Source organism: Microbacterium sp. 13-71-7, from assembly GCF_002257455.1.
In the GTDB taxonomy this organism is placed as follows: Bacteria; Actinomycetota; Actinomycetes; order Actinomycetales; family Microbacteriaceae; genus Microbacterium.
The window spans coordinates 13,925-34,060 of record NZ_NCKN01000009.1; the positions used below are offsets into that span (position 1 = coordinate 13,925).

Sequence of the window (20,136 nt, forward strand, 5' to 3'; positions counted from 1 at the left end):
GCTGGAGTACTTCTCAACGATAGCCAAGTTGGCCTGTACTTCAAGGCTCTTTGACGCGTCTAACTGTGAGCTTACATACGCAACGAGAGCCACAATATCGTGATCCAGGTGCCTTGCGCAATCTTCGCAATTCATGAGACAGATGCAGTTCCAATCCGGGGCACCCCATTGACAATTTCCACTCGAAATCTGTCAGCGTAGCTGCTTCTGCAACCTTTGAAGCTCATTTATGGAGACGTCCGTGATTGAGTCACACATCAGAATCAGATCACCGCCATTTACTCCGCGCTCGACATTCACATCTCGCGCATACCGCCACCGCGTTGAGGTGACGTATGTCTTCCAGCCTGCAATTGGGCGGTTCCCGATCGCTTCCAGGCCCGAGACCCAGTCAAAGGATGACCAGGTTGCCCAGTCCGGCGACCATTCTTCGATGAATGCGAGCATCAACTCTCGCGCGATCGCGGGCCGATATAGGCCGGGTATCACGTCAGGCGGTGGGAGGGTTAGGGCAATGGAATTGCTCAAGAGGTTCGTGGAGGGATATGCACCCAGCGTTCCTCCCAAACCGATTGAGTCGTCCACACCGTTCCACATGTCGAAGTGGACGCCAAGTCCGCCGATTGCGCGGCCTCCAACATCACGTCTACTCCGCCCCTTTTCTAGCAGCGCTTGCAGATCATGCGGGTCAATCTGAATCTGCTGGCTCGCTTCCGCTCTCGAGTTGCCCGTGAGGAACCACCGCTCGAGCGACGAGTCAAGGATCGATAGCCGCTTGAGAAAGCGATGCAGTTGCGAAGCACACTCCTCGAGGGGCTGTGATCGCCGACCCCAATATGCACCTATGTAGGAACTTCTCATCGATCACTCATTTCGGCGCGACATATATCACACCAATCCCCCTGATGCCTCTCTTAATGAAGAGGTTACGGATCGCATTCGCGGCTTCCGACTCAGCTACTGACCAAACTACTTGACCTCCACCCGCCGCCTGCGTCTGGCGCTACGCCTGATCCACGATATCGTCCTTCTTGCTGAACCAGGCCACGAATTGGTCATTTCGCAAACGCGCGCTCCGGACAGCAACGCGCCCCGCCCACCATTGCTCTACCCGGGCCGATTTAGATTCGCGAACCCAATGATGATGCACAGGAGGCCGAAGGCAAGATGCCCGCTCACGATGATCAGGAGCATCCACATTCGGGGCATCCGGGCGCGGGACTCGTGTTTCGATAGGTCGTCCTCGCGGTAGACGCGTTCAAATCGCCCACTCACGAATCTCAATACGCGCATCCGAAACACCATCATCAACGCGCCGATGGCTAATACCGCGGCACCGACTGCGATGAAGACAAGCGAGACGTTCGTCGTCATGAACTGCTCTCACCGCCGAGGAGACCGGCAAGACTCGCGACGGTAAACATGATTGGCATCATTATCAGGCTATCCTCGCGAGAAGATGCCGACAAGAATCCCACCGACGCCAATGAACATCAATACACCACCCCAGATTCCGATCCAAACTGGACTAGATCTTCTTGCCGCAGCGCGACCCACGCCGCCACCCAGCGCACGGTTAGTATCGGCAATGACTCGATATATCTTTTCGCTAAAGATAATTACAATCGGTCCACACATCAGCGCAATAGCGCCGATGATTATTGCGATATAGTTCTCAGCCGTCATTTTTGATTCTCCGAGCCTATCCAAACCGATAGTTGATCATGACGCTGCAACCAGCACCAACGCCGCCACTCCAGCCACCGCCCCCAAACCTTTGGCCGTTAAACCCTAGTCCGGCTTCGCCGTATACACCAACTGGCCCAAACTCGCCGGAACATACACCCTTGATCGTGCCACCGTCTGGTGCGTTGCCGCCTCCAATCGATATTGCGGCATCCGCTTTAGCGCCGACGCCGATTCCGATCGTGAACCCGCCACCCAAACCGATCTCGAAACAAATGAAGAGGCAGCCGGAGAGTGAGATGCCGAAGTTTTCCCATACCCACGCGATTGCACCTCCGATTTCTTCGTACGAGGGTCCTGCGTAGCGATCGTAGACATCATCGGGGATGCACTGCCCGTCAGTGTACTGGCTGTCCCATTTTCTCGTTCCAGGCGGGCAGCCGTAGTTGTCGTTGTTGCCGCGAGGGTTGGATCTATCGGTCGCGGGCGTTGCCGCACCCCCATCGGCATCTGAGTAGTCAACAGGGGCGACGTAGGGTTCCGCGACGTAAGGTGCCGGCATCGTAGGCGGTGCGATGTACTGCGGCTTGTCGTGGCAACCGTTGTTGTACTCATATGCGCAGGGCCGGTTACCAAGCACGTCTACCAACGTGCTCGGGTTGTTCAGTACATACACGTATTTGTTCAGCGTTCCCGGCGAGGTGTAGTCGCCGATCCACGGGTCAGCCGACAGCCACGCGGCCATCCCAGGCTGGTAGTCGCGGGCGTAATAGTGCCCGAGCCCGGCCACCGGGTTCGCCTGCTCAGCCGTGTAACCAACGGGAGTGCGGGTCGTCGTGACCGGAAGGTGCACCACAGAGAGCTTGTCCTCCTGCCCGGGTGCGGCTTCGGTTCCTGCGCCGGCGTAGAGGGTGCCGACTGCGGGCTCGAGAACGCCGAAGTCGGTGTACGCCGACGCACTCGTCGTGGCGCCATCCGCACCGGCCGTTGTACGCACCGTGCCCTGGCGGTCCAGGTACAACCATGAGCTCGTCGTGCCAGAGCCGGTTGTCGTGACCTGGTGGTCAGGTCCCTGGGGGCCGTATACGAGGTTCGTAGACAGGTCGCTGGTCGTCCAGGCGATGGGGGTGAGTCCGTCGTGGAATACCCGTGCGGTTTTTCCGCCGAACATCGTGAGGTCGCCAACTCCGGGGCAGCCCGGAGTGGTGCCGCCGATGCCGCACCCCGTGTTGTGGGGGCCGACGCCGTTGCCGTTCTTCTTGTTCTTCTTGTCGTCGGCAAGCCCGGTCGGCAGGGCCTGCGTGGCAGTCCGGCCCAGACCGTCGTACGTGTATGCCGTGGTCTGACCGTCGTCCCGAGCCTGCGTCAGGAGCCGGCCGGTGTAGTCGAACGTGTTCTTCGCGGTCACCGTGGTCGTCTCGGTGTGTCCGGAGTTGCCGTTCACCTGCCGTGTCGAATCCGTCGCCTGGACCGTCAGGTTCCCCGCCTTGTCGAACGTGTTCTTCACGACCGTCGATGCGGGACCATCCAACGAGAGCCCCGCGGATGGGTCCGTCTTGCGCTCGGTGAGCTGGTTCGCCGGGTTAAACGTCGCGGAGAAGTTCACGAGTTGGCCGGTGAGGCGATCCGTGTCCGTCCCGCCGGTCTGGTTGCCGTTCGCGTCGTATGAGTACGTCGCCTTGACCCCATCAGTGCGCGTCGAACCGGTGAGGCGTCCGAGCGGATCCTACGTGTAGTCGGTGGTGAGGTTCTTCGTCGCCGATTCCTGCACCTGCTGGGTCGTGTTCCCCGCGGCGTTGTACGTGTACGCGAGGTGCAGCGGCAGACCATCCGCCGCAGTGAGCGCGGCCACCGGGCAACCCGGCGTCACTCCCCCGTTACCGCAGCCGGGTCCGTCCGTCGCGCCGGACGGCGTCGACGGGGTCGGGCTGGGCGTGGGGCTGACCGTCGGAGTCGGCGTGGGCGTGGGCGTGGCTCCGGGGCAGCCCGGCTTGGTCCCGCCGTTGCCGCACCCGTTGCCGGCGCCATTCCCCTTGCTCTTGGCGCTCGACGTGGAGGTCGGAGACGGGCTCGGTGTAGGCACCGATGCCGCCGGAGTCGACGGCGCGAGCGTCGGTGCGACCGGAGTGGGTGCGACATCCGCCCCCGGGGTCACCGTGGTGTTCGGTGACGGATCGGCCGGTATCGGCGCGCTGACGGCGGCCGCGCTCTTGGCATCCGGGTTGGTGGCCGTGGAGCCGGTGTGCAGGATGTCGGTGATGCGGCCGACCGCATCGTACGCGTAGGTGCTGGCCGTGCCGTTGGAACGATTCGCGGTCGTCAGCAGGCCCGACGCGTTGTAGGCGTACATGGTCGTTCCCGTCACATCCGTCAGGCCGGTCACGTGCGCCGCACCGTCCAGCGCGTAGGCGACTGTGCTGCCGTCGGGATACGTCAATCCCGTGCGTGCGCCGCCGGCGTCATACGCGTAGGTCACCGCCTTCGCATCCGCGGTCCCGTCCTTCGTGGTCTCGGACGCGGTCAGCCCATCGGGCGTGTACGACCAGGTGGTCTTGCCTGTCGGGTCGACCATCTGGGTGAGCTGCCCGGCCTTGTCGTACGTGAACGTCGCCGAGTCGGCCCCCTGCGGAGCGACCTTCGTGATGCGACCGTCCGCATCACGGCTGTAGGTCGTCTTCTTCCCGTTGCCATCGGTGACGGTGCTGGTGCGCGACGCCGCGTCGTACGTGTACCTCGTCGTGTCGCCGACCTGATTCGTGGACTTCGTCAGCGCCCCGAGCGGGTCGTACTCGTATCCGGTTTTCCCGCCCTTCGAATCCGTGACCTGCGTGAGCCGATTCACCGGGTCGTAGGCGTAGTTCGTGGTGACGTTCGTGTCGACCGTCGCGTCCGCCCCCACTTTGGCGTTCTCGACGACCTGGGTCAGGTTCGCGTTCTTGTCATGCCCGTAGGTCGTGACGACACCGAGCGGGTTCGTCTCCTGCGCGAGCACTCCTGCCGCGGTGTATGCGTACTGGGTCGTGTCCCCGTTCTGGTCCGTCTGCGCCTTCACCTGGTTGGTGGGCGTGTACCCGAGGGTGATCGTTCCGCCGCGCGGGTCGGTGATCCCGGTGATGTTCCCCACCGGGTCGTACGCGTAGTTCGTGACCGCTCCCGTACCGTCGGTCATCGAGGTCAGCTGCCCGGCCGAGTCGTATCCGTAGTCGGTGGATCGTCCAGCGCCATCGGTGCTCTTCGTCACCCGGCCCGTTGCGTCGTACTCATACCCGATGACCGCACCACTGGGCTGGGTCACCGACACGGCACGGTTCAACGTGTCGTAGGCCGTCGTGGTCGTCCGGCCGTTGGGATCGGTGGAGCCGGTGACGTTGCCCGCCTTGTCGTACGCGTAGCTGGTCACCGCCCCTGTCGCGTCCGTGACTTTCGTCACGCGGCCCGCGGCGTCGTAGGAATACTCGGTCGACTCGCCGCTCGCGTTCGTCACCTTCATGATGCGACCAGCCTGGTCATACCCGTACGTCGTCTTGCCACCCTTCGCGTCCGTGACGGCGGTGGGGCGGTTCATCGCGTCGTAGGCATACGCCGTGACGGCACCGGTCGGGTCAGTCACCCTCGTGAGGTTCTGGTTGGCGTCGTACTCCTTCGCTGTGACGCCACCGTTCGGGTCCGTGACCTTCGTCACAAGGCCTTCGCCGTTGTACTCGTACTTCGTCACCCCGCCATCGGCGTTCGTGACCGAGATGCGCCGGTACTCGCTGTCGTATCCATACGTCGTCATGCCGCCGGCCGGGTCTGTGACAGAACTCACCTGCAGGCCGTTGTTGTATGCGTAGGTCGTCACGCCGCCATTCGCGTCCGTGACGCTCGCCACCTTGTTCGTCGCGTTGTACACATACGTCGTCGCGGCGCCGTCGGCGTTCGTCCGCGAAGTGAGGTTCCCGATCGTGTCGTACGCGAGTGTCGAGACCGCCCCGGTCGGGTCAGTGGCGGAGACGAGCCTGCCGGCCGCGTCGTACGCAAGCGCCGTCACTCCCCCCGCAGCGTCCGTGATGCCGGTCAGGTTCCCGTGCCCGTCGTACGTGTACGCGGTGACGTTGCCATTCGGGTCTGTCCGAGAGGTGAGGTTTCCTGCGTCATCGAACGTGGACGCCCACACCGCGTCGTCAGGCCCGGTGACTCCTGTAACGCGTCCCTTCGCGTCGACCGTGTACGTGGTCGCCGCGCCGTCGGCCGCCGTCGTCTTCGCCACGTCACCTGCCGCCGTGTAGGCGACCTTCGTGCTCGTGCCGTCCGCGTTCGACACCTGCACCGGACGGCCCTGCGCATCGTAGGAGTACGAGGTCGTCTTGCCGTTGCCGTCGGTCTTCGATGACGTATCCCAGTTCGAATATCCCGTGCTGATCGCGTTGTTCAACGGGGTGACGACCTTCACCACACGGCCCTGGTCGTCACGGGTGAACGTCGTCTTCGCACCCGTCGTGTCGGTGTACACGGTGTCGTTGCCGTTGTACGCGAGCGTCGAGATCGACCCATCGCCGTTGACCTGCTTCACCACCCGACCCTGGTCGTCGTACGTGTTCGTGACGAACGTGACACCGTCCGCCGCCGTCACCGTGCTCATTCGCTTCTTGTCGTCATACCCGTAGGTCGCGGCATGACCGAGCGGGTCGGTGATGGATGTCAGCTGGTCGCCCGAGTACGCGAACGACCACACGGCACCGTCCGGTCGCGTCACCTTCTCGATGCGCCCGTCCGCATTCATGGCGAACCCGATCGCCTGGCCGCCCGGTTCCGTCACCGACGCGAGCGGGCCATTGACCGTCAGCGTCACCGGCGCGATGACCGGGCCGCCAGACGTGCCATCGGGAGCGACCGGCCACTGCGTCTTCGGCACCGGCGACGTCCACGTCGACGATGCGTACGCGTAGGCCCAGACGTGACCCTGCCGGTCCGTCCGCTTCTCAAGATCGCCCTTGCCGGTCACCGGGTTCACGGCGAACACCATCGTCGACGTGTCCGGCTCGGTCACGGTGATGTGCTTCGCCGCCTGACCCGAGACGAGCGCGGTGTCAGTCGGTGCGGGCAGGTCCGACGTCGCCTTGGTGTAGATGCCTGCGTTCGCGGGCTGATATGAGCCATCGGCGTTCCGCCTGAAGGCGACCGTGTGTCCGTCCGGATACGTCACCAGCACCGATCCGTCCGAGTACGTCTGCGCGCCGCCAGTGACTTGTGACGACCAACCACGCCCGAACGCCCCCACCCGCGAATCCATCGAGTTGTAGGTCAGTTCCACCGGCGTCTTCGACCCGCCCGGGCCGGTCACCGTGAACACATCCGCCTTCTGCAGGAAGTTGCCGGTGCCGAAGTTCACCGGATCGGAGCCATAGCGCTGCCAGTTCTCGAAACCGAGGCGGAACAAATCGTCGAGCTCGGCCTGAGACGGCACGGTCGGGAATGCTGACTGCCCCGCCGACGCGTCACCGCACGTGATCCCCTGGTCGATCAGCTGCCGGCCGATCGCCGTGACGATCGCGTCGATCTCGAACCCGTACTTCGTGCCCTGATACGTGCCGTCGATGGCAGGCCAGTCGAAGTTGTGGTCCATGAACCCGAAGAACGTCTGCGCGTACGTGCCCGGCAGATTCCGGAACTCCGCGTACGGGCGCTCCTGGCCGTTCGTGGATCCCAGGTTCACGCCCGCCGACGGACGCCCCGTGAACCGGGTCCACTCGTCCGAGGTCTTCTGCGCGAACGCGACATTGTTCGAGAACATCGTCGCGTACGCCATCGCGCCGCCGTCCGACGCCGTGCCCCACGGGGTGCCGGTCAGGTTGTTCAGCGAAATCGTCAGCGAGACATCCGCGTCCGCCATCTCAGCCGCACGGTCAGCCTCCGCCACGTTCGGCGTAGATGCGTCCCTGGTGATGAGCACGCTCGTGTCGCACAGCCCCTCGAGCTGCGTCTTCACATCCTTCGCGATCTGCGCCGTGATCGGCAGTTCGCTATATGACACCCCGTCCCACACCGCATGCGAGAAATCGTTGTCCGGATCGAGGACCACCTTCGCGGTCGGCGTCTTCGCCGCTGCGAAGGCCGGAGCCGCCGACAACGTCGACGCCGCGACCGCGGCGATCACGACCGCCGCCAGCCACCGCCGGCTCACTTCGACACCGCCCAGCCCAGGACGTAGCCGTTCACGTGGCCGGTATCCCCCTTGGACGGCACCAACGACCAGCCCACCTCCCGCTCGCCCTCCGCCACCAACGGAGAGACTTTGCCTTTCGTCGCGGTCAACGCCGCCGTCGCCTGCGACAGACCGGACTCGTCGAACCCGAGCACATACCCGAAGGTCGTGTCGCCCCCGCAGTCCGATTTCGGAACAGCAGGGCTCTCGCCCGTGCCGCCCGCCTTCACGGCGGCCTCCGCATACGTTCTTGCGGCGTCATCGAGACAATCGCTGCGAGTCAGCGCCTTCGCTTCCACCCCGGAGCGCGCGTCGGACCAGACACCATCCACCGACGTCGCCTTCGAGGAGTCGTCGATCAGCGACGCATCCGTCGGGACAGGTCGCGGCGTCCCCGTCGGCAGAGCTTGAAGAGGCTCACCCCGCCCGGTCGTCGGATGCAGCCCACTCGACAGGGTCACCCCGGCGACCGCAACGGCCACGGCTGCGGCCCCACCGCCGATCGCCCACCACAAGACGCGACGACCAGTCGCCCCCTCGCTACTGGATTTTTCACGCACGTCACTGCCCACGGCATCCCCCGATGTCTCCGGTCGAACCGCCGAAGCTATGAGACGCCTGGCAGTTTCACCGCTGAGCTTAGGGGGCGCGACAGAAGGCGACCAAGCCGAATCGGCATATTTCCGCCTTGGTGCAAAAAGATCTCCGAGATCGATCAAGAGTCGATAACACCGCGTCATGGATCCGCTGTTTTCGACTCTGATCTGCCGACCAGATCCGGCTCATCATTGCGTTGCGCAGGCCGCACGGGCCCGCTGCACGGAGCTGCCGCCGGACCGAGCGATACGCTGGCCTCACCCCACGATCGACTCGGAGCCGCCATGCGCCTGCACGATTTCCTCCCTCCCGACACCGCTGCGGCCCGCGGGGCCCACGAGCTCGTCACCCGTTTCCAGTCCCCCGCCCTGGTCAATCACGTGCTGCGCAGCTGGCTGTGGTCGGAGGCGTTCGCGATCGTGGAGGGACACCGCGGGATCGACCATGAGCTGCTCTACACCGGCGCAGTGCTGCACGACATCGGGCTCGCGCCGGCGTATGACAACCACGTGCTCGGCTACGAGGAGGCGGGCGGCTTCGTGGGCGAGGCGTTGACGGCAGGCGCCGGATGGTCCGTGGAGCGGCAGCGCCGCGTCAACGAGATCATCGTGCGGCACAACTGGCCGTCCGTGGATCCTGCGCAGGACGTCGAGGGATACCTGCTCGAGACGTCGACCGGTCTCGACATCTCCGGGCGCCGGGATGAGGAGATCCCGCTCGAGTTCCGCCGCGAGGTGCTGGCGGCGTACCCGCGGCTCGGCCTCGCCGCCGAGTTCGGCGACTGCGTGCAGCAGCAGGCGGAGCGAAAGCCGTACAGCCAGGCGCGCCGTCTCGTCGAGGGCGGACTCGTCGACAAGCTCGCGGACAACCCGCTCGAGCGGATCTGACCGGATCCCGCATCCGCGCGCGGAGGACCCTTCGAGACGAGAGCCGGTCAGCGCCCGAGGGCTGCCCGTAGCGCGTCCGCATAGTGCGGGGCGATCTTGTCGTGCCCCGCCTGCGTCAGGTGCACGTTGTCGGCCTGCGGCGCCGTAAAGGTGCTGACCCACCCGGCGACCGAGATGGCGTGGACGCCCAGCCGCCGCGCCTCCTCGGTCACGGCCGCGTCCATCGCGCGCCGCGCGGCATGGGCGGCATCGCTGCGGCTCATCACGCCGTCGACGACGATCGCCGCATTCGGGTAGGCCTGTTGCAGCATCCCGATCAGCTGCTCCTCCGCGGCCGCCACGTCCGAGGCGGGACGCTTCTGCGCCGCGTCATTGCCGCCGAGCGTGACGATGACCACACCCGGGTCGCCCTCGGGCAGCAGCAGGGTGCTGTGCGACACGCTCTCCGTGAAGCCTGCGCCCAGGCCGCTGATCGGCGCGAGATACCCCGACCCGCCGAATCCGAACTTCACGATGTTCGAGAATCCGGCACGGCGCGCGCCCTGCTCGATCCAGGAATTGCCGTTGCACTGCGAATCGCACAGGAGCACGGCCGTCGACGCGTCGACCGGAGTCGACGGGACCGTGAGCAGCCGTCCCTCGCGCAGCACGGTCTGCGCCTTCTCCCAGTCCTGGTGGACTCCCCGCTCGTCGGTCCAGGTGTCCTTCGTCGGCCATCCGAAGCGGGCCGGATCCGCCATCCAGATCGCGAAGCTCGCGGCATCGAGGCGGAACACCCCCGCTCCCTCGTGCCACAGCAGCGCACCGCCGGCGAAGGCCTGATAGCGCCCGCCCGCGACGTCCACCTTGTCGCCGGTGGGCAGCCCCAGCTCGCCCTCGGGACCGCCCAGATCCTCGTACCGCTGCTGGATGTCGCCCGCGGTCGTCGCACGGATCGCCCCATCGCTGTCGGATCGGTAGAGCACACCGCCCTGGAAGGGCTGCATCGAGCCGCCGGCGAGCCGGGACGCCTCCGCCGTGGGCACGCCCAGGGAGCCGTCCGCGCCGCCGCGTTCGTGGTAGGCGGCGAGGAACGGCGGCTGCACCGACGCGGCTCCGGTGCCCCCGGACCACCAGACCTCGCCCCCGTCGAACTGCTGCACCAGGCGATCGCCGAACGCGCGCTGAGTGCCCTTCGGGTATCCGAGCGGACCGGATGCGCCCCCGGCACGACGATGCGCGGCCGCGATGTCCGAGATCGTGGGCACCGGCGCACCGTCACGCAGGTAGATCACGCCGTTGATGAACTCCTGGACCGGCGTGCCGCGGCGGTCCTTGTGCTCGGGGCCCTTCGGGAACCCGAGCCCTCCGCGCTCCTCGGCGAAGCGCAGCCACGACTGCCAGAAGACTCCGCGCACGAGCGTCGGGACGTCGTCCTCGTTCGCGAAGACGCCCGCGCGCTGGAACGCCTGCCACGGGCGATCCGCGGGCCCGCTCTGCTCCGCGATCGGCAGCCCGAGCCGCGCCACGCCGCCGAGCTCGTCGAACGCCTCGCCGACCGCGCCGCCGTGCACGATGTGCGCATCGCCCTTGACCGCCGCGTAGATCGTGCCGCCGCGGTAGTCCTGACGGCACACCCCCTTCGCGCAGGTCTCACGATTCCATGCTGCCCCCAGCTCATCGCTGTGCTTGTGCCAGAGCACGCCGATCGCGCTGGTGTCGCTGATGGGGCGCGGCAGCTGCCAGACCAGCAGCAGCCCTCCGCCCGCGACCAGCGCGACGATCACCGCCGTGCCGAGCACGCGCCGCATCACCCGGAGGGCGCGCGCTCCTTTCCCCCCGGAGCGCAATGGATCTCAGCCCTTGACGGCGAAGTTCACGATCTTCGGAGCCCGCACGATGACGCGCACGATCTCCTTGCCGTCGAGCGCCCGCTGCACCTTCTCGTCCGCGCGGGCCAGCGCCTCCAGGTCGGCGTCGCCGATCTTGGCGGGCACCTCGAGCGTCGTGCGAACCTTGCCGTTGACCTGCACGGCGCAGGTCGCGGAGTCCTCGACGAGCAGCAGCGGGTCGGCCTGGCGCCAGGTGACGAGTCCCACGGACGGCTCGTGGCCGAGGATCTCCCACATCTCCTCCGCCGTGTGCGGAGCGACGAGGTCCAGCATGACGGCGACGGTCTCCGCAGCCTCGCGCACGGCGGGGTCGGCAGGGCCGGATCCGGCGTCGATCGTCTTGCGGATCGCGTTCACCAGCTCCATCAGGCGCGCGACCAGCACGTTGAACTTGGTCTGCTCGACGAGCGCGGGTGCGTCGGCCAGCAGGTGGTGGGTGACCCGGCGCAGCGCCGCATCCCCTCCGTCGAAGACGACGTCGACGGAGCTCGAGACGTCCTGCGCCGCACGCAGCGCACGCGCCAGGAACTTCTGGGCCCCCGTCGTCGAGACGTCCTTCCAGTCCTTGTCGTCCTCCACGGGTCCCGCGAACGCCAGGGCGACGCGCAGTGCGTCGGCGCCGTAGGCGTCGAGCTCCTCCTGGAAGAGCACCAGGTTGCCCTTGCTCTTCGACATCTTCGCGCCGTCGAGGATCACCATGCCCTGGTTGATGAGGCTGGAGAACGGCTCGGTGAAGTCGATCAGGCCCATGTCGAACAGCACCTTGGTGATGAACCGCGCGTACAGCAGGTGCAGGATCGCGTGCTCGACGCCGCCGATGTAGGAGTCGATGGGCGCCCAGCGGCGGGCCTCGTCCACGTCGAAGGCCACGGTGTCGCTGTTCGGCGAGAGGAAGCGCAGGTAGTACCAGGAGCTGTCCACGAAGGTGTCCATGGTGTCCGGATCCCGCAGCGCCGGCTCGCCGGTGCCGGGAACGGTCGTCTGCACCCAGCTGGTCGCCGCGCCCAGCGGCGAGGATCCCTTCGGCGACAGGTCGAGACCCTCGATGCTCGGCAGGCGCACGGGCAGCTGCTCCTCCGGCACGGGCACGATCTCGCCGTCCTGCGTGTGCAGCATCGGGATGGGGGTGCCCCAGAACCGCTGGCGCGAGATCAGCCAGTCGCGCAGACGGTAGTTCTTCGCGGCGCGGCCGGTGCCGGCGGCCTCCAGCTGCTCGATCGCGCGGGCGATCGCGTTGCGCTTGGAGAGTCCGTTCAGCTCGCCGGAGTTGATCATGCGGCCGTCGCCGGTCAGGGCGATGCCGGTCTTCGCCGGGTGCTGGTCGTCCAGCGACTCCAGGGGCTCGATCGGGACGCCGTCCTCGTCGACCTCGATCACGGGCAGCGCGCCGGTGATCGGCGCGGTCGTGTCGACCACGACCTTCACGGGCAGATCGAACGCGCGGGCGAAATCGAGGTCGCGCTGGTCGTGGGCGGGCACGGCCATGACCGCGCCGTGGCCGTAGTCGGCCAGCACGTAGTCGGCGGCCCAGATCGGCAGCCGCTCGCCGTTCACGGGGTTGATCGCGAAGCGGTCCAGGAACACGCCGGTCTTCGGGCGATCCGCGGACTGACGGTCGATCTCGCTCGTCTTCTGCACCTGGGTCAGGTAGTCCTGGAAGCGCATCCGCACGTCCTCGGACGACCCGGCGGCCAGCTCGGACGCGAGGTCGGAGTCGGGCGCGACGACCATGAAGGTCGCACCGTGCAGGGTGTCGGGGCGGGTGGAGAACACGGTCACGACGCCCTCACGGCCCTCGATCGCGAAGTCCACGTCGGCGCCGATCGAGCGGCCGATCCAGTTGCGCTGCATCTGCAGCACCTTGTGCGGCCAGAAGCCCTCGAGCTGGTTCAGGTCGTCCAGCAGGCGGTCCGCGTAGTCGGTGATCCGGAAGTACCACTGCGTCAGGTTCTTCTTGACGACCTCGGCGCCGCAGCGCTCGCAGCGACCATCGACGACCTGCTCGTTCGCGAGCACCGTCTGGTCGTTCGGGCACCAGTTCACCGGGCTCTTCTTGCGGTAGGCCAGGCCCCGCTCGTACAGCTTCAGGAACAGCCACTGGTTCCAGCGGTAGTACTCCTCGTCGGAGGTGTGCAGCACGCGGCTCCAGTCGAAGGAGACCCCGTACGCCTGGAAGCCCGCCTTCTGCTGGGCGATGTTCTGGTAGGTCCACTCGCGCGGATCCGCTCCGCGACGGATGGCCGCGTTCTCGGCGGGCAGCCCGAAGGAGTCCCAGCCGATCGGGTTCAGCACGTTGTGCCCACGGTGACGCCAGAAGCGCGCCACGATGTCGGAGTAGAGGTAGTTCTCGGCGTGCCCCATGTGCAGGTCGCCCGAGGGGTACGGGAACATCGCCAGCACGTACTTGCGGGGACGGACGTCCTCGGTGCCGCCGGCCTTGAACGTCTCGTTCTCGGCCCAGTACCTCTGCCACTTGTCCTGAAGCCGCTGGGCCTGGCGTGCCTGAAGCTCGTGCGCCGACAGCGACTCGTCGTCATTCGACGGGGATGCGGCGTGGGACGGGTTCTCAGACAACGCGACGACCATTCTCTGCGGCAGGGGAAAAGAATGCCCCGAACAGGGCAACCTCCAGATTATCCCAGCCCGCGCGGGCCGGCGTTCCGCCCCGGAGCCTGCGTCCGGCCGCGGACGTGAAAGACTAGAGGCGCTATGCCCTCGTCCTCAGCCCGACCGGAGCGGATCCACTGGTTCGCCCGCCTGGAGCACCGCTTCCACGCGTGGCGCGAGCGGCGCGCCCGCAAACGAGGCCGCACCGCGAGCATCGTGCCCTTCCCCGGCTACGGCGGACCGGGCTGGATCCGCGTCGTCGGCCGCGTCCTGATCCTGCCGAAGACCCGTCGCGGAGGCAAGGACGCGAGCGTCCGGGGCTGGCGCAGCTTCGTCGGCATCCCGGTGAGCTTCGCGACCGTCACGATCACCGTCGGGGGCCGCGCGCACGAGGTCGCGGCGGACCGCGGCGGCGTGGTCGACTGCCGCATCGACGCGGACCTCGCACCGGGCTGGCAGCAGGTGTCGATGTCCGTCGAGGGGCAGGACCCGATCCCCGCACGGGTGTTCGTGGTCGCCGACGACGTCCGCTTCGGCGTCATCTCCGACGTCGACGACACGGTCATGGTGACGGCCCTGCCGCGGCCGCTGATCGCCGCGTGGAACTCCTTCGTCGTCGACGAGCACGCCCGCACCCCGGTCCCCGGCATGGCGGTGCTGCTCGAACGGCTCATGCGCGACAACCCCGGCTCGCCGATGATCTACCTCTCCACGGGCGCCTGGAACGTGGCTCCGACCCTGAACCGCTTCCTGTCCCGGCACCTCTTCCCGGCCGGATCCATGCTGCTCACCGACTGGGGTCCCACGCACGAGCGCTGGTTCCGCAGCGGACGCGAGCACAAGCTGCAGAACCTCTCCCGCCTCGCGGAGGAGTTCCCGCACATGCAGTGGCTGCTGATCGGCGACGACGGCCAGCACGACGAGGCCATCTACGGGCAGTTCCTCATCGATCACCCCGAGAACGTGGCCGCCGTCGCGATCCGTCGGCTGCTCCCCGCCGAGGGCGTGCTCGCCGGCCGCCGGGCTTCGGCCCGCGCCGACGGCGACGGCGCCGAGAGCGAGGCGCGCGATGAGGATCTCGCGCCGTGGGTCAGCGCGGAGGACGGCGCCGGCATCCTCGACGAACTCATCGACGCGGGCGTCGTGCGCTCGGAGCCATGAGCATCCCCGCCGGTACGCCGGCCTCTGCTCCCGCTGCGGCGCCGGGAGCTGCCGCGACCGCGACCCCTCGCACGCGCCTGGATCGCGCGACGTGGTCCGCGCGCGCGGCGGCGCACGAGGAGCGCGCGGACAGGCTGACCGCGGAGCACCGCGCCCGCCAGGCGCGCCGCGAGAAGCACCCCGTCCACGACTTCCTCTTCACGTACTACGGCTACAAACCGGGCCAGCTGCGCCGCTGGCATCCCGGAGCGGGCGTGGCGCTCGAGGACGCGCCGGAGCGGGCGGGCTGGCGCTGGTACTCCCCCGCGCCCGATCCCGACTCCGGGGCCTCCGGATCCGGATCCGATGCCGTCATGCCCGACGCGGACGCCTTCGCCTCCGACAAGCCGGAGCTGGCGCGCCTCGTGCACGCGATGCTCGCGCGCACCGCCGCGCGTCCCGGGCAGTTCGGCTGCTTCGGACTCCATGAGTGGGCGATGGTGTACCGGACGCCGGAGCATCGGCACGCGGTGCCGCTGCGGCTGGGCCAGGCCGGCACCGACGCGGTCGTGGAGCAGGGCGAGCTGCGCTGCACGCACATCGACGCCTTCCGCTTCTTCACTCCGGAGGCGGTGCCCCGCAACCGGCTCGTCCCGACCCGCGAGACGCAGCCCCTCCTCGAGCAGCCGGGCTGCCTGCACGCGGGCATGGACGTGTACAAGTGGGCGATGAAGCTCGGTCCGCTCGTCCCGGGCGAGATCCTGCTGGACGCGTTCGAGCTGGCCCGCGACATCCGCATCCTGGACATGGAGGCAGCACCCTACGATCTCTCCGACTGGGGTGTCGTCCCGGTGCGGATCGAGACCGCGGAGGGCAAGGCGGAGTACGTGCGTCGTCAGCGCGAGTTCGCCGAACGCGGCAACATCCTGCGCGCCCGGATCCTCGAGGCCTGGCAGGGCGCGGCGGACCGACGACCGGAGCCGTGACCGCTCAGTGATGACGGGCGGCGATGTCGAGTCGGAGCGCGACCACCCTGGATGCCGCCTCGCGGAGCCGATCGGCGGGAAGTGCGCCGCTGCGGACCGCGGCGACGAGCCCGTCTGCGATCTTCTGCGCGGTGTCGGGCCCCGCACCGTCGAGGGCGAGCACGAGATCGCTCCCCGCGGCGACCGCCTGCACGGCGTCGGCCACCTCGTCCGCATAGGCGGGATCCCCGGAGTCGACCAGCATGTCGAGGTCGTCGGTCACGATGACGCCGCGGAAGCCGAGGTCGTCGCGCAGGATCCGATGCCAGCGCGGCGACAGGGACGCCGGCTGCGCATCGACGGCCGTGTACGCGAGATGCCCCATCATCACGATCGGAGCACCCGCCCTGATGCCCGCCAGGAACGGCGGCGCCACCTGTGCGCGCCAGGTCTCCAGATCCATCGCCGTGCTCGGGATCATGTGGTGCGAGTCGCCCTCGGCGGCCCCGTGCCCCGGGAAGTGCTTGAGGGTCGTGGACACCCAGGACGCCTCACCACGCACCGCCGCGTCGACGCGCTCGGCCGCGGCACCCGGATCCGTGCCGAACGAGCGGTCGTAGATGAAGGAGTCCGGTGAGGACGCCACGTCCGCGACGACGCCGAAGTTGACCGTCACGCCCGATTGCGCGAGCAGCATGCCGCGCCGGGCGAACGCCGCCCTGGCGGCTCCAGGGGACTGCGCCTTGAGCACGTCCGCACCCGGCTGATCGTCCCAGGGCAGGCGCACCACGTCGCCGCCCTCCTCGTCCGTCGCGATGAGAGGCGGCAGAGCGGGATCGATCGTGAGCGCCGAGGCCATCGCCTGTAGATCGCCCGGGGTGGCGGGCACGTTGGATCCCATCAGGATGAAGCCGCCGAATCCGCGGCTCATCATCGCGCGCATCCCGGCGGGATCCGCGCCGGGCGTGTTGCCCATCACCACGGCGGACGCCTGCTGCGCGAGATCCAGCCGCGCCATGACGTCCGGCACGCGGGAGCGCGCAGGCGATGTCGGTGTGGGACTCGCGGTCCGCGCGTGCGCGGTGGGCGCAGCCGCGCCTGATCCGCCCGCGGACGAGGGATTCGGCGCACAGGCGGATGCCGCGAGCAGGGTCGAGATCAGCAGGACGACGGCGCCGGCACGCCTGCCGGCCGCGTGCGACTCGTGGGCTCGCCTCGTGAACACCCGCATGCCTCCAGCCTAGGTCGCCGCGGCTGGGGGTCTCCGGGGCCCGGCGGTGCGGATCGGTGCTGCCTGCCGAGCGGGGCGTGCGCGGGCGCGAAGCCGCACGTTCTACGATTTCAGGTGATGTCCCCTTCCGACCCCGTCTCCCCCGACGTCGCTCTCGGCGATCTCGGCGCGCTGCTGCTCGATTCCGGCGTGTCCGTGACCGACGTGCGCGGCACGCTCGAGCGCGCCCGCGACGCGACCGCACCCGGCACCGACCTCTCGTTCGCCGTGCTCCCGGAGCATGTCTTCGTGAGCCGCCCAGGCGTCCCAGGGGCGACCACGATCTCTGCCGGCGGAGGGATCGGTCTGACGTTCCGCCAGACCGCCCATGCGTCGCGTCTCGCACGGCGGCTCGAGGCGGGACGCGTCACGCTGGACCAGGTGCCCGCGCACATCTCGCACATCCGCGGGCTGGAGCGGAAGCACCCGGTCCTGCAGACCGCGCTCGGCGGCGCGCTCCTCGCCGCGGGACTCGCCGTGCTGTTCCGCTGCCCGTGGTGGGCGATCGTGCTCGCACTGCTGGTCGGCGGGCTCGTCGCCGCGATCGTGCTGGCGACGGAGCGGATCCGCGCCGCCGCCGCGGTGGTCCCGTTCGTCGCATCGCTGATCTCCACCCTCGTCGTCGGCGTGGTCGCCGATCGCCTGGATCTGGGCGCGGTGCCGCTCTTCGCGGTCTGCGCGCCCGTCGCGCTCCTCGTCCCCGGCGCCCTCATCACGAACGCGCTCCTCGAGCTCACCGCGGCCGACATCGTCACCGGGGCATCGCGGCTGGTCTACGGCCTGATCATGCTCACGTTCATGGCGGCGGGGATCTTCACCGGCGCGGCAGCGACCGGGCTGCGCGTGGATCCGCGTTCCGCCGCCCTCGTCGGGGAGACCTCGCTCGTCACGGGCCATGGCGGATGGGAGGCGGTCCCTCCGCTGGCCTGGAGCTGGATCGGCGTCGTGGTGCTCGCGATCGGCATCGGGCTGAGCTTCGGATCCGGCTTCCGCCTCACGATCGCGACGGTGATCGTGATGCTCTGCACCTACGCGGCGCTCATGCTGCTGAGCCCGTACACCGGCAGCACCGTCGCGACCGGGATCACCGCCGGGCTGCTATTCCTCGCCGCGCGTGTGCTGGAGCGGATGACGCTCGCCGTCCCCGCGACGGTATCGTTCCAGCCGGCCTTCCTGCTGCTCGTCCCCGGCACGGTCGGGCTCGTCGCGCTCGCGTCCTTCGACGCCGCGGCCCTCGCCGGCGCCCCGATGATCTTCATCAGCCTGTGCATCGGGACGAAGGTCGGCGCACTGATCGCGGATGTGCTGCGGATCACCCGCCCCGTCTCGGCGTCCACCGCGACCGGATCGATCCGCATCATCCGCTGAACCCGGCCGGCTCCGTCAGGCCACGTCGACCGGGGCCGGCGTCAGGGCGAGATACCGCTGCACTCCGCGCGCGGCGGTGCGGCCGGCCCTGTTCGCGCCGATCGTGCTCGCCGAGGGGCCGTAGCCCACGAGCTGGATCCGCGGATCCTTGACGGCCGTCGTGCCCCGACCGTTGCGGTCGAGCTGGATCCCGCCGTGCTCGCTGCGCAGGTGCAGCGGGGCGAGATGCCCGATCGCGGGACGGAACCCCGTGGCCCACAGGATCACGTCCACGGGTTCGAACGTGCCGTCGGCCCAGCGCACGCCGTCCGGCTCGATGCGCTCGAACATCGGCCGGCGGGCGTCGTAGACGCCCCGTCGCGCCGCCTCCTGCTCCTGCGGCCGCAGCATCAGGCCGGTCACGCTGACCACGCTCTGCGGGGCGAGGCCCTGCGCGACGCGCTGCTCGACGAGCGCCACGGCGGCGGCTCCGGCCTCCGGGGTGAAGTCGTCGTGGCGCCACACGGGCGGACGGCGCGTCGCCCATACGACCTCGGCGATCGGTGCGAGCGCGCCCAGGAACTGCACGGCCGATGCCCCGCCGCCGACCACGAGCACGCGCTTGCCGCGCAGGTGCTCCGGCCCCGGATAGTCGACGGTGTGGAACTGCTCCCCGAGGAACGTCTCCATCCCCGGGTAATGCGGCAGGAACGGCTGCGTCCACGTGCCGGTGGCGTTGACGAGGGTGCGCGAACGCCAGCTCCGATCCCCCGCGTGCACGACCAGGATCCCGTCGTCGTCGGTCACCCTGTCGACGTGCACCGGACGGATCACGGGCACCTCATGGGTGCGCTCGTAGCCGGCGAAGTACGCGGGCACCGCCCGATTCGCCTGCTCCGTGGTGCGCGGGGGCGGGACGGATCCCGGCAGCTCGGCGACGCCGTGCACGTCCTGCATCGTGAGCGCGTCCCAGCGGTGCTGCCATGCTCCCCCTGGCGCGTCGTCCGCGTCGAGGACCACGTGCGCGATGCCGAGCCGGCGCAGATGGTGCGAACTCGACAGGCCGGCCTGGCCGGCGCCGATCACGATGCTGTCGAGGATGTCCACGGCCGATGCAACGTCTGGGGCGCGCCCGCTGTTCCCCCGCATCGATCTCCGGATCCTCTCCGGTTTTCTTCGCAGGGGCGCGTCACTATCGGCGGGTTGCCGACTCTCTACATCGAGGGCCCGTCACGGGTCCGGACGATCGGCTCGCGAGGAGCCGGTCGAGGAGTGAGGATGACATGCGCAACCCGGAGACGCCAGACGAAGATTCCGCCGCCGCTTCGGAGGAGTCGGCCGAGCGTGCGATCGACCGGAGAAGGGTGCGGCCCAGCGCTGCCTGGAACCTGGCGGTCATCACGGCCGTCGCCGCCGCCGACGATGCGGCAGCCGCTGCCGAGGAGGCCGCAGCGGCCGCGGCCGTCACCGCGGCTCCCGCAGAAGGTGCGATGCCGCACTGCGCTCCCCACGACGTCCGCCCGCATGAGCACCCGCGCCGCGTCCTGCGCAAAGGAGCCGCCCAGGCCCGCGGCTGAGGATC

At 68.2% G+C, this 20,136-nt stretch carries 15 protein-coding genes and 1 pseudogene; 5 read left to right on the plus strand and 11 right to left on the minus strand.

Annotation, left to right across the window (positions count from 1 at the left end; translation table 11 throughout):
* Nucleotides 1-192 precede the first annotated feature (192 nt).
* The 7 genes and pseudogenes from B7X32_RS01725 to B7X32_RS01750 all read right to left on the minus strand — a co-directional run bounded on the left by B7X32_RS01725 (nucleotide 193) and on the right by B7X32_RS01750 (nucleotide 8,442).
* Entirely contained in the window at nucleotides 193-861 is a 669-nt protein-coding gene (locus B7X32_RS01725; protein WP_292715115.1) for an Imm52 family immunity protein, read from the minus strand.
* Nucleotides 862-1,107: 246 nt separating this feature from the next.
* The gene (locus tag B7X32_RS01730; protein ID WP_292715118.1) at nucleotides 1,108-1,374 is read right to left on the minus strand and encodes a hypothetical protein; all 267 of its coding nucleotides are present in this window, start codon (nucleotides 1,372-1,374) and stop codon (nucleotides 1,108-1,110) included.
* 69 nt (nucleotides 1,375-1,443) lie between these two features.
* Entirely contained in the window at nucleotides 1,444-1,686 is a 243-nt protein-coding gene (locus B7X32_RS01735) for a hypothetical protein (protein ID WP_292715121.1), read from the minus strand.
* 16 nt (nucleotides 1,687-1,702) lie between these two features.
* Nucleotides 1,703-3,292: an RHS repeat-associated core domain-containing protein gene (locus B7X32_RS01740; RefSeq protein WP_292715125.1), complete on the minus strand. Its 1,590-nt coding sequence runs from the start codon at nucleotides 3,290-3,292 to the stop codon at nucleotides 1,703-1,705.
* A gap of 24 nt (nucleotides 3,293-3,316) precedes the next feature.
* Nucleotides 3,317-3,400, minus strand: a pseudogene (locus tag B7X32_RS21025) (hypothetical protein); the annotation flags it as partial.
* Between the two features lie 12 nt (nucleotides 3,401-3,412).
* Complete coding sequence (locus tag B7X32_RS01745; protein ID WP_292715128.1) at nucleotides 3,413-7,849, minus strand: DUF6531 domain-containing protein; 4,437 nt, start codon at nucleotides 7,847-7,849, stop codon at nucleotides 3,413-3,415.
* Nucleotides 7,846-8,442: a hypothetical protein gene (locus B7X32_RS01750; RefSeq protein ID WP_292715131.1), complete on the minus strand. Its 597-nt coding sequence runs from the start codon at nucleotides 8,440-8,442 to the stop codon at nucleotides 7,846-7,848. Before B7X32_RS01750 ends, B7X32_RS01745 begins: the two co-directional genes overlap by 4 nt.
* 309 nt (nucleotides 8,443-8,751) lie before the next feature.
* Here B7X32_RS01750 and B7X32_RS01755 point away from each other — a divergent pair, with 309 nt between their 5' ends.
* Nucleotides 8,752-9,354, plus strand: a complete 603-nt coding sequence (locus tag B7X32_RS01755) for an HD domain-containing protein (RefSeq protein WP_292715134.1) — start codon at nucleotides 8,752-8,754, stop codon at nucleotides 9,352-9,354.
* A gap of 47 nt (nucleotides 9,355-9,401) precedes the next feature.
* Here the strand turns inward: B7X32_RS01755 and B7X32_RS01760 are convergent, their stop codons facing one another.
* Together B7X32_RS01760 and leuS are read right to left on the minus strand one after the other, a co-directional pair.
* Complete coding sequence (locus B7X32_RS01760; protein ID WP_292715165.1) at nucleotides 9,402-11,144, minus strand: GDSL-type esterase/lipase family protein; 1,743 nt, start codon at nucleotides 11,142-11,144, stop codon at nucleotides 9,402-9,404.
* Nucleotides 11,145-11,189: 45 nt separating this feature from the next.
* Nucleotides 11,190-13,811 carry a leucine--tRNA ligase gene (gene leuS, locus B7X32_RS01765; RefSeq protein ID WP_292715137.1) on the minus strand — a complete coding sequence of 874 codons (2,622 nt, stop codon included), beginning with the start codon at nucleotides 13,809-13,811 and terminating at the stop codon, nucleotides 11,190-11,192.
* 123 nt (nucleotides 13,812-13,934) lie between these two features.
* On the opposite strand from leuS, the gene B7X32_RS01770 reads away from it, so the two are divergent.
* Both B7X32_RS01770 and B7X32_RS01775 read left to right on the plus strand, forming a co-directional pair.
* Nucleotides 13,935-14,993, plus strand: a complete 1,059-nt coding sequence (locus tag B7X32_RS01770) for a phosphatase domain-containing protein (RefSeq protein ID WP_292715140.1) — start codon at nucleotides 13,935-13,937, stop codon at nucleotides 14,991-14,993.
* Nucleotides 14,990-15,958, plus strand: coding sequence for a 3-methyladenine DNA glycosylase (locus tag B7X32_RS01775; protein ID WP_292715142.1), 969 nt, complete (start codon nucleotides 14,990-14,992; stop codon nucleotides 15,956-15,958). The genes B7X32_RS01770 and B7X32_RS01775 overlap by 4 nt, the downstream gene beginning before the upstream one ends.
* Nucleotides 15,959-15,962: 4 nt before the next feature.
* On the opposite strand, the gene B7X32_RS01780 is transcribed toward B7X32_RS01775, so the two are convergent.
* Nucleotides 15,963-17,168, minus strand: a complete 1,206-nt coding sequence (locus tag B7X32_RS01780) for a glycoside hydrolase family 3 N-terminal domain-containing protein (RefSeq protein WP_292715145.1) — start codon at nucleotides 17,166-17,168, stop codon at nucleotides 15,963-15,965.
* A 117-nt stretch (nucleotides 17,169-17,285) separates the two neighbouring features.
* On the opposite strand from B7X32_RS01780, the gene B7X32_RS01785 reads away from it, so the two are divergent.
* Entirely contained in the window at nucleotides 17,286-18,575 is a 1,290-nt protein-coding gene (locus B7X32_RS01785; protein ID WP_292715148.1) for a threonine/serine exporter family protein, read from the plus strand.
* 15 nt (nucleotides 18,576-18,590) lie between these two features.
* Here B7X32_RS01785 and B7X32_RS01790 read toward each other — a convergent pair whose 3' ends face one another.
* Entirely contained in the window at nucleotides 18,591-19,661 is a 1,071-nt protein-coding gene (locus B7X32_RS01790) for an NAD(P)/FAD-dependent oxidoreductase (protein ID WP_292715151.1), read from the minus strand.
* Nucleotides 19,662-19,837: 176 nt separating this feature from the next.
* On the opposite strand from B7X32_RS01790, the gene B7X32_RS01795 reads away from it, so the two are divergent.
* Complete coding sequence (locus B7X32_RS01795) at nucleotides 19,838-20,131, plus strand: hypothetical protein (RefSeq protein WP_292715154.1); 294 nt, start codon at nucleotides 19,838-19,840, stop codon at nucleotides 20,129-20,131.
* The last annotated feature ends 5 nt before the right edge of the window (nucleotides 20,132-20,136 follow it).